This window comes from uncultured Gimesia sp. (genome assembly GCF_937910335.1).
In the GTDB taxonomy this organism is placed as follows: domain Bacteria; phylum Planctomycetota; class Planctomycetia; order Planctomycetales; family Planctomycetaceae; genus Gimesia.
This window is the reverse complement of sequence record NZ_CALEMX010000063.1, coordinates 1-6086: the sequence shown is the minus strand read 5'-3', so window position 1 is coordinate 6086 and position 6086 is coordinate 1. Positions and strand designations below refer to the sequence as shown.

Genomic DNA, 6086 nt, shown 5'->3' with positions numbered 1-6086 from the left:
CTTTAACGAGGCCATGACCGTAATCAAGGACATGCTCAAAGGGATTACCAAAATGATTCAGCAATGCTTCTTTAACCGGTTTAGCAGCTTCCGGCATGAGTTCATTGGTCTTTTTCGAGAACACAAACTCAACTTGCGGTTGTTCGCAACCCGGCAGGCTGATCAGCGGTACGAGGAGCAACAAGATAAGACGACTTAACCCAAATCTCACAGAAGTGAATCCTCATTTTATATTATGACAGATGAACGAATCTGATTGTGATGGAAACGGTTCCATCCGGGTACACTGGGTCCCCCGCGGTACTCACTGATTTCCCCTGCTCACATGGAGAGCAGTTACGCCCACAATTTCATTTAGTTAGAGAAAATGACTGTGGCCGATTTACTCATATCCACAACAAATTTTCTGACAGGTTTGCTTGCGCGAGGTGGGAGGCTCTACAGCCTGAATACTTAAGTAATTCTGGCAATGCTCAGGCATTATGACAACCAGCGTTTCCTTTAAGCAAACCTTTTCTCACAAGCAGGAAGGTCTGAATGCAGGTGGTCCCAATCGCGGGAATAACACTTGTAATATGGTATTTTTTTTCTCACTTTTTTTCAATCGGCACAGGCTATTGTTTCAATACAAACCTGAGTAAACTGATCAAATAGAGAGTTCTTCTGTGTTTTTTAGACTTCTCAGGGAATGGGCTTTGACAATTTGGAGTCGCACTGATCTCTCGTGCTCTCATTAGATATTCCACAGGCCCGTGGAAGTGAACAGGTTTGAATGGGCAATACGCATACAGAAATCATTCGCGAATTTGATCGACTGATCCGCCGAGATCCGGGGAAACGAGGTCTGATAAGCTCAGAAGTTCACTCGGGGCCTCTCTGTTACGATCATTTACTTCAATCGGCTCATGAATTGAAGCAAAATGCTTCACAAGTCGTGATTGCCACTGGATTTTATGTTCCTTCCTCAGAGATACCGGCTGCCGAAACGGATGGGCCGCCAGGAGCTATTTTGCTGGCATTGGTCCTGGAGGCATGTGGGATCAATACATCAGTTATCACCGATGAGTTGTGTGCGCCTGTAGTGGCATCAACTGTGGAGGCTTTTTCCTATCCCCCTTCCCAACTCAATGTTCTCTCAACGGATCAGTCAGACTGGGTGGAATCATTTTTCAGTCGACAGAGCATCAGTCATCTGATTTCTATCGAACGAGTCGGGCCGAGCCATACGCCGGATTCGTTCGAGCTTCAACAGCGCGCATCAAGGGATGTCTGTACTGATATTCCTCGAGCTGAATTTCAGAAGAAAGTGCCTCGAGACCATTTTGATCGCTGTCATAATATGCGCGGCGAAATCATCGATGAATTTACTGCCCCTTTGCATCAATTATTTGAGAGGTTATCCGAATTTTTTCCAGAAGCCAGAACGATTGGTGTTGGTGATGGGGGAAACGAGATCGGGATGGGCGCCGTTTCCTGGGAAGAACTGGATCGTCGGATTGACTCTGAATATTCCGGACTGATTCCCTGCAGGGTAGCTACTGACTGGAATATTGTGGCGGGTACCAGTAATTGGGGTGCCTCGGCGCTGGCTGCTGCGGTGGCACTCTTGAATGCTCAAACGGACGTTCTTTTTCAATGGCAGCGCGAGGAACAGCAAAAGGTACTTGAGTCAATGGTGCGCGAGGCCAACGCCGTCGATGGTGTTACAAAACAACGGGAAGCAACGGTGGATGGACTTCCGTTTCTGACTTATATGCAGCCCTGGGAAGGAATCCTGACAATTCTTGCCCGTTAAATTCTGTCATTTTAACGTAAGACATCATGGGAAAGTTGATTGGGCTACTGGAAAAACCTTGCTATTTCCCTTCTGAATCCGGTTAGAATGGGCCTGTTCTCATGTTTTGAGGCTTTGTATTCATTTTTCAATGCATTTTTAAAGAAAATTAACTGTGATGAATTCCGAGAAAACGAACTTCTATTCTTTCAAACGCACGACTTCAATTCCGGGATTGATGTCTCTGGTGATGTTGTTGATCAGCGCGACCACCGTATCAGGTCAGGTTGTCAGTAATAATAAATTCAAACAGGAAGATAAATTCCGGCAGTTAGACGAAGTTCTGCCGACACCCAATGGATTTCGAACCGCCTCCGGAGCGCCGGGCCAAAAATATTGGCAGCAGCGGGCCGATTATGAAATCGATGTGGAACTTGATGACAAACTGCAGAAAATTATCGGCTCAGAAAAAATTTCCTATACGAATCATTCTCCCGACTCTTTGAGCTATCTCTGGTTGCAACTGGATACCAATATTCTTTCGTATGATTCCGACGCGCATCGTACAGGCACCAGTTCGCCGCTGGGAAAAGTGGGTTATAAATCCATGAAGCAATTGCTGGCCAAAGAGGTTTTCGATGGCAGTATGAAAATCGAGGCGGTTCGCAACGCTCAGGGGGAGCCTTTACCTTATACGATCATCAAAACCATGATGCGCATCGATCTGCCGCGGCCACTGGCAAGTGGCGAAAAGACGCAGTTCTCGGTTGCCTGGCGTTATCTGATCAATGATTCCAAAAGCAGGCCTGCGCGAACCGGATATGAATACTTTGAAGAAGATAAAAACTTTCTTTATGAAATCGCGCACTGGTTCCCGCGGATGGTGGCTTACACTGATAACACGGGATGGCAGCATAAACAGTTTCTGGGACGCGGCGAGTTTACGCTTGAGTTTGGTAATTATCTGACGAGGATTACCGTGCCCGATGATCATATCGTGGCAGCAACGGGTCAATTACAAAATCCAAAAGAAGTGTTGACTGCGGAGCAGCAGAAGCGACTGAAGCAGGCAGAAACTGCGAAAAAACCGATGTTTATCGTGACACCCGCTGAAGCAAAAAAGAACGAAGGGTCAAAGCCAAAAGGTAAAAAGACCTGGATTTTTAAAGCAGATCGAGTGCGTGATTTCGCTTTTGCCAGCTCGCGTAAATTTATCTGGGATGCACAGGGTCATCAGCTGGCAGGGAAGAAAGAACCAGTGATGGCGATGTCGTATTTCCCTAAGGAGGGGGAGCCGCTTTGGAGTAAGTATTCCACGCATGCCATCATTCATACTTTGAATGTGTTTTCGAAATACACGTTTCCTTATCCGTATCCTGTCGCAATTTCCGTAAATGGTCCGGTAGGCGGCATGGAATACCCCATGATTTGTTTCAATGGCCCAAGGCCGGAAAAAGATGGTACCTATTCCAAACGCACCAAGTATGGTTTGATTTCGGTGATCATTCATGAAGTGGGGCATAATTATTTCCCGATGATTGTTAACAGTGATGAACGACAATGGACCTGGATGGATGAGGGCATTACTACATTCTTGCAATTTCTCACGGAGCAGGAGTGGGAGCCGGATTATCCCTCCCGGCGTGGTGAGCCACGTAATATTGTGGGATATATGAAAGGCAGTTATCAGGTTCCCATCATGACGAATTCGGAATCGATTTTGCAGTTTGGGAACAATGCCTACGGCAAACCGGCAACCGCATTGAATGTTCTGCGTGAAACGGTGCTGGGTCGGGAACTCTTCGATTATGCATTCAAAGAATATTCACGCCGCTGGATGTTCAAGCGTCCGACACCTGCTGACTTTTTCCGTACGATGGAAGACGCGTCTGGCGTGGACCTGGACTGGTTCTGGCGAGGCTGGTTTTATACGACAGATCACACGGATCTCGCGGTGGAGAATGTTAAACAGTATCAATTGGAAACTGGGGATCCCTATGTTGATAAGGTCCGTCAGAAAAAGTCACGAGAAGAAGAACCAGAGTCACTTTCCAAAATACGCAATAAAAAACTCGCGAAACGAACAGATAAGTTTCCCGAGTTGAAAGATTTTTATAATGAGTTTGATGATCTGGATGTGACCGATGCAGATCGAAAGAAATTCGAAACTCATCTCAAACAACTGAACGCAGAAGAAAAGAAACTCCGCGAAACGCAGAAGTACTTTTATCTGGTTGATTTGAAAAATCACGGTGGTCTTGTGATGCCCGTGGTTTTAAAGCTGACTTTTGATGATGATTCGACGAAGATGCTGAGAATTCCGGCAGAGATCTGGCGTCATAATAATCAGAGTGTCTCCAAATTGATCTTAACCGAGAAACCTCTGAAGAAGCTGTCGCTTGACCCGCATCGGGAGACTGCGGATACACAACTTTCGAATAATGAGTTTCCCCGCACGATTGGGAAATCGTTTTTCCAATTAGAAAAATCGAAAAAGTCAAAGAACGAAATGCAGAAACAGAAAGCATTGAAGAAAGCGGAGAAAGCGGAGAAAGACAAGGCGGAGAAAGCAGAAAAAGACAAAGCGGAAAAGGACAAAGAAAAGAAAGGCAAGCAGGAACCGAAGAAGAAAGAATAAGGCAAACCATCAAGAGTGCAGGGTGTTTCAGCCTAAGATCAGTCATTGGTGAAGTGGGAAGCAGATTCGATTCTGGCCACTTCGATGGTAAAATTCTTGTACCATTTTTGCTTCCCAAGTTGTTGTGCTGTCTGGTGTTCTGGATTCTGTTTCCAGGCTTGAATGGAGGGTAAGTCCTTCCAGTAGGAAATCGTGACACCATCTCCGTCCGATGAACGAAAGGACTCTATTCCCAGGAATCCTGACTGCTGACGGGCCAGTTCTTCCATGCGAGTCGCTGTTTCGGTATATCCTTCCTGACAATCGGTCTGTGTGGAAGTGAAAATGACGGCGTAATAGGGGGGTTTTCGTGTTTTGTCCATGCCGGGCTCCTGATTTTGTTCTGTTTAATAAAACGATCTCATTTTCTCAGAAACAGACATGTACCAGCGACCTGACTGATTATTAGTCTTGCCTCAAAATCTGCTTTCATAAATAATTTACCTAATCGGTAAATCAACTTTGATTGTATTTTTAATAAGGGAGAAAGCTCAAGTGACGGGATATACGGTCCACACAGGTTCGACAGATGATTTCTCGAAAGGATGGGACCAGATTTTTGGTGAAAAGTCCGTCAAAAAAGAGAAAACGAAACAAAAAACCAAGAAAAAAACAACCGCAAAGAAAAAAACAAAAAAGAAAAAGAAGTCGTGATTCTTTTCCGACAGAGTCAGTTAAAAATTAGTTCGGTAGGCAAATCTTCGAAATGGATTGTTTGTTGATTTGCCTGGTAATTTTTGCACAGGGCAGTGCTAATGCTTTAAGCTTGGAAAACCGATAAATAAGTTCATGGTTTTCCTGCTTATGGTTGTCAAACACAGGACATGGAGGTAACGATGTCAGAAGAAATTGAAGAGCAGTTTGAAGAAATCACCAGTGAAGAAGTCGATCGTGTGGTCGCCCAGCTGGAGACATTGATCGAATCTACCGGTAGCGAAAATATCAGCTCCCTTCTCGAAGAAGCGATGAATGAGATTTACTATCTCGTTTATGAGGAAGAGGCTGAGGAAGAAACATCTGAAGAATCAGCTGAAGATGAGTGGGAAGTAGAAGCCAGTGGCGAAGAGGATGAAGACGTCGCAGAGGCTGCCTAAGCTCCCCAACGAATATAAATGAGAGCTGCGCAAACCAGCAAAACGTAAGGCCACTTCCCCTGTTCACGGGAAGTGGCCTTTTTTCGTATTGGACAGTCAGTAAACAGGGATGTCTACTTGTTGACTTCCACTTCAATGGTATTTGTTTCAAGGTCGACCTTAGTAACCTTACCAAATTTGATCTTTTTCTTTAACTCTTCAACAAATTTATCCATGTTTTCCATTGGTGAAATTCGTAAAATCGTGGTCCCATTTTGTTTGCTGGGAAGGACTCTTTTCCCACCGGCACTTGTAGCGATTGGAGCAACTTGCTCAATGATAGGATCTTGCTCTTCGAATGTCAGCGTTCTAGAAAACACAATTGTCGCCATATTAATCTTAGAAGTGGTAGATTTTTTTTGAGGAGCAGGCTGCCCCAGACTGGGTCCACCCTGGTTCTGAGGCGCGCCCATCATTGATTGACCCATCTGCATCATGAGCATCGGGCCTAGCAGTCTGTCCGGATATTCCCCTGACCCTGGTTTTCATTACCGAGATGTCG

7 protein-coding genes are annotated in these 6086 nt (G+C 45.3%); 4 read left to right on the top strand and 3 right to left on the bottom strand.

Going from position 1 to position 6086, the window contains the following annotated elements; translation table 11 throughout:
* A partial coding sequence (locus tag Q0668_RS02605; protein WP_298859644.1) for a hypothetical protein occupies positions 1-211 on the bottom strand: 211 nt, incomplete at its 3' end.
* A gap of 561 nt (positions 212-772) precedes the next feature.
* On the opposite strand from Q0668_RS02605, the gene Q0668_RS02600 reads away from it, so the two are divergent.
* Positions 773-1795: a glutamate cyclase domain-containing protein gene (locus tag Q0668_RS02600; RefSeq protein ID WP_298859642.1), complete on the top strand. Its 1023-nt coding sequence runs from the start codon at positions 773-775 to the stop codon at positions 1793-1795.
* A 157-nt stretch (positions 1796-1952) separates the two neighbouring features.
* Positions 1953-4412 carry a M1 family metallopeptidase gene (locus Q0668_RS02595; protein ID WP_298859640.1) on the top strand — a complete coding sequence of 820 codons (2460 nt, stop codon included), beginning with the start codon at positions 1953-1955 and terminating at the stop codon, positions 4410-4412.
* Between the two features lie 38 nt (positions 4413-4450).
* Here the strand turns inward: Q0668_RS02595 and Q0668_RS02590 are convergent, their stop codons facing one another.
* Positions 4451-4774 carry an antibiotic biosynthesis monooxygenase gene (locus tag Q0668_RS02590; RefSeq protein WP_298859638.1) on the bottom strand — a complete coding sequence of 108 codons (324 nt, stop codon included), beginning with the start codon at positions 4772-4774 and terminating at the stop codon, positions 4451-4453.
* Between the two features lie 172 nt (positions 4775-4946).
* Here Q0668_RS02590 and Q0668_RS02585 point away from each other — a divergent pair, with 172 nt between their 5' ends.
* Entirely contained in the window at positions 4947-5105 is a 159-nt protein-coding gene (locus Q0668_RS02585; protein ID WP_298859636.1) for a hypothetical protein, read from the top strand.
* 182 nt (positions 5106-5287) lie between these two features.
* Positions 5288-5545 (top strand): hypothetical protein, encoded by a 258-nt coding sequence (locus Q0668_RS02580; RefSeq protein WP_298859634.1) that lies wholly within the window; start codon positions 5288-5290, stop codon positions 5543-5545.
* Between the two features lie 113 nt (positions 5546-5658).
* On the opposite strand, the gene Q0668_RS02575 is transcribed toward Q0668_RS02580, so the two are convergent.
* Positions 5659-6012: a hypothetical protein gene (locus Q0668_RS02575; RefSeq protein WP_298859632.1), complete on the bottom strand. Its 354-nt coding sequence runs from the start codon at positions 6010-6012 to the stop codon at positions 5659-5661.
* Positions 6013-6086: the final 74 nt, after the last annotated feature.

Excerpts from the sequence above, each read along its gene's own strand:
- Q0668_RS02595 (WP_298859640.1), top strand. The coding sequence starts at position 1,953 with ATGAATTCCGAGAAAACGAACTTCTATTCTTTCAAACGCACGACTTCA.
- Q0668_RS02575 (WP_298859632.1), bottom strand. The coding sequence starts at position 6,012 with ATGGGTCAATCAATGATGGGCGCGCCTCAGAACCAGGGTGGACCCAGT.
- Q0668_RS02580 (WP_298859634.1), top strand. The coding sequence starts at position 5,288 with ATGTCAGAAGAAATTGAAGAGCAGTTTGAAGAAATCACCAGTGAAGAA.
- Q0668_RS02600 (WP_298859642.1), top strand. The coding sequence starts at position 773 with ATGGGCAATACGCATACAGAAATCATTCGCGAATTTGATCGACTGATC.
- Q0668_RS02590 (WP_298859638.1), bottom strand. The coding sequence starts at position 4,774 with ATGGACAAAACACGAAAACCCCCCTATTACGCCGTCATTTTCACTTCC.